Here is a 3,264-nt window from a genome sequence, read left to right as displayed (position 1 = left end):
AAAGCCCAGCACCGCATGCGAGCCCAGCGGAGGCCGGTGCGGACTTCAAGGCTCTTCGGCCAGCGCGACCGCCGCGTAAGCATCGTCGCGGCGCTGCGCCTCAACGAACAATCCGCGCAAACCGAGCAGCCGGGTGTCCTTGCGTTCCGCCATGGCATGAAACGCGCGTTGCGCGCCCTCGCGGTCGCCGTCGAGCTGCGCGGACTGCGCATGCAGCAGCATGGCCAGCGGGTCCTGCTGCGCCAGACGTTTGGCGACATCGGCGTGGCGGCGCGCGGCGAAATGGTCGCCAGTGCCGATCGCAAGCAGGCCTTGCGTGATGGCGTGCCGCCCCTTCGCCTGACGGCGCTCGCGTCGAAGTCTGCGGAGACGTTCGGGAGCGCGCAGGAAACTGCGGATGACGGCCCAGACCAGCATCGCGGCGAAGACAATCACCAGCAACGCCAGCACCAGCACCGGCAGCGAGGTGTCGATGCGCCACACGCTCCAGGACAAGGTGACATCGCCGGTCTGATCGGCAATCACGGCGGCCCCGAGCGCGACGACACCGACCAGAAAAAGAAACAGGACGATCCGGATCATGAAATTTCCTATCGCGCCGGTTTCGAAAGCGCGGCCATCGTATCCGACGCGAATTGCCGGGACGCCGCCAGGGCGGCTTCGCGCGCATCCGCCTTCGCGATCCATGCCTGGGCGGCAGCGCGATCCGGTGCTGGGAGCTGACCAAGCTCGCGCTTCGCCTCGGCGACATCGTCGCGCTGCGCGGCGGCCGTAACGCGAGCAAGAATAGCGGCGTTGCCGCTGGCTGCGGCATCGGTGCGCTGAATGCGCACGAGTTTCGCGGCACTTTGCTGCAGACGTTCCACGATGCCGGATGGCGCGGCCGCGGTTTCCGTCTTCGGCGCAAGCTTCGGCAACAATGTCAGCAGTTCGCGGCTCAGCGTGCCTGCATTGGGGACACCGGTTGCCGCGAAGGCATCGAGCGGCTTGAGCACCTCGGTCTCGCCGTTGGCGGATCGTGCCGCCGCTAGCGCGGCAGCATACGGCTCACCCTGACGCACGGCGGAATCAAGCGCCGTTGCCGCGGCCATGCGGCGCACATTCGGATCTTCCAGAGGAGCCGGCGGCGCGGGCGGCGGTGCAGCAGCCGCAGCGCTGAGAGCCGCAGTCGCGCGCTCGATTTTGCCGAGACGTTCTTCGAGCGCCGAAGTATCGCCTGCAGGGGCCGACTGCGACATCACCGGTTGCGGCGGCGCCGATTTGATCTCGTTGAGCGCGGCCACAACCTTCTCGCCCTGTCCGCGTGCGGCGGCCACATCGTTGCGGAGCGAGGTGAGTGATTTTTCAACCGCATCGAGCCGGGTCACGATTGCAGGATCGGCAACCGGCCGAGGCGCGGCAACGGGCTTCGCCGCTTCGGTTTCGATTTTTGCAATCCGCACGCCGAGCGCATCAAAGTCGCTCTTGCCTACAACATCCACCGCCGCAGGCTGCGCCGGCACACCGGGCCAGCCTGCGAGTTTCGCTGCCCCCAGAACCAGCGCTGCAGCCACAGCGCCTGTCAGCGCTGAGACAAATACCGATGACGCTCGCGAAAGCGGGGGCGATGATGCCAGAGATGGCTCCGGATGATCTGAAGCCGATGCCTCAGACTCCGTTGCGCCGGACGCAGCACCTTCGGATGCGGGTGTACTGTCGGACACCTCGGATGCCGTCAGTTCGATGGTCGGCGGGGGCCGCTTGGCGGTATCGCTACTCTGCGAAGTACCAGCCTTGTCTTGCTTCTCGTCGTCCATCGGGAACTCACTCCTGTCGCACCGGGGCGAACTCTAGCAGATTCTGCGACGGCCGCTCACGCCCTAACGCTCTGATTATGACTCACGTGTTAACCGGACGACGCTTTGACCGTCCTGTCCACCACGTCGAGTATGGCATTCTCGTCCGGCGTGCGCGCCGCCGCCACCTGCATCGCCCCGGCCTCGCGCAGAACGCCTGCCACAGTCTCGGAGATGCAGCATTGCGGCAAAGCCAAGGCAGAAATCTCGACGCCGTCCGCCCGCGCCGCATTGAGATAGGCCCGTGCGCTGCGGCGGGAATAATGCAGCACCGCCTCGATGCTCCCGGCGCGAAACGCATCGCTGACGGCATTGGAAAAACCCGCGACCGGAATCATCCGGTACGCCGTGCGCGTCGCTACCGTGAAGCCGCGTGCGCCCAGGTCTCCGCCGAGATCCCGCGCAAGATCGGCGCCCGCGAGATAGCACAGCGTCGCTTTCTTCTTCAGTTTGCCCGAGGCTGCGCTTTCGATCACCCGGTCGCGCAATGATACGGCATCGCCGTCCGCAACCGTGATGTTGGTAAAGCCTGCGTCACGCGCAACCTGCGCGGTATGTCCGCCGACCGCGAAGACCGGCAGGAGGATGAGCCGCGGGAGGCTCGGATGGTGTTCGATGGCCCGGACTGCATTGGCGCTGCTCAGCACGACCGCATCAAAGGCGATCTCGCCGTCGTCATCGAACGCCGATGCCTCAAATCGCAGCATCGGCGACAACAGCACGCCATAGCCCCTCGCCCGCAGGGCCGCGGCTGTTTTCTCATTATCGGGCGCCGGGCGCGTCACAAGAATAGCCATTTATGAAGCTCCACGCATCTCAAGCAAGGATAGCCCGCCTGACGATTTCACGTTATGAACCCCTTCAATGACGGCCGATTGGCAAGTGACGCTCTGGCCCCGCCGGGTCAAGGGAAACGCCGGATTGGCGACGAACGCAAGGACTGAAATTGGCAAGCAAGCCGACGCTGGTATTGGGGATCGAGACCACCTGCGACGAAACCGCCGCCGCCGTGGTCGAGCGGCTGCGCGACGGGTCGGGGCGGATTCTGTCCAACATCGTGCGCTCGCAGATTGACGAGCATGCGCCGTTCGGCGGCGTCGTGCCCGAGATCGCTGCGCGCGCCCATGTCGACATGCTCGACGGGATTGTCCGCGCCGCGATGAAAGAAGCCGGCGTCGGATTCGGCGACCTCAGCGGCGTCGCCGCGGCGGCCGGTCCCGGACTGATCGGCGGCGTCATCGTCGGTCTCACCACGGCGAAAGCCATCGCGCTGGTGCACGACACGCCGCTGATCGCGGTCAATCATCTGGAGGCGCATGCGCTGACGCCGCGCCTTACCGTCGCGTTGGCATTTTCCTTACTCGCCTGTTCCTCGCGTCCGGCGCCACACCCAGATCGTCGCGTGCTCGGCGTACGGAAATATGTCCGG

General features: G+C 65.7%; 2 protein-coding genes and 2 pseudogenes. 1 reads left to right on the top strand and 3 read right to left on the bottom strand.

Going from position 1 to position 3,264, the window contains the following annotated elements; translation table 11 throughout:
* The 3 genes and pseudogenes from BN32_RS27805 to BN32_RS16730 all read right to left on the bottom strand — a co-directional run.
* A pseudogene (locus BN32_RS27805) lies at positions 1 to 582 on the bottom strand (heme biosynthesis HemY N-terminal domain-containing protein); the annotation flags it as partial.
* Positions 583 to 590: 8 nt separating this feature from the next.
* Positions 591 to 1,796, bottom strand: coding sequence for a COG4223 family protein (locus BN32_RS16735; protein WP_019199196.1), 1,206 nt, complete (start codon positions 1,794 to 1,796; stop codon positions 591 to 593).
* Positions 1,797 to 1,885: 89 nt separating this feature from the next.
* Positions 1,886 to 2,632, bottom strand: a complete 747-nt coding sequence (locus BN32_RS16730; RefSeq protein WP_019199197.1) for a uroporphyrinogen-III synthase — start codon at positions 2,630 to 2,632, stop codon at positions 1,886 to 1,888.
* A 149-nt stretch (positions 2,633 to 2,781) separates the two neighbouring features.
* Between BN32_RS16730 and BN32_RS16725 the strand changes: the two are divergent.
* A pseudogene (locus BN32_RS16725) lies at positions 2,782 to 3,264 on the top strand (tRNA (adenosine(37)-N6)-threonylcarbamoyltransferase complex transferase subunit TsaD); the annotation flags it as partial.

The sequence above is a fragment of the Afipia birgiae 34632 genome (genome assembly GCF_000308295.2).
Lineage (GTDB): Bacteria > Pseudomonadota > Alphaproteobacteria > Rhizobiales > Xanthobacteraceae > Afipia > Afipia birgiae.
This window is presented reverse-complemented; position numbering and strand designations above follow the sequence as displayed.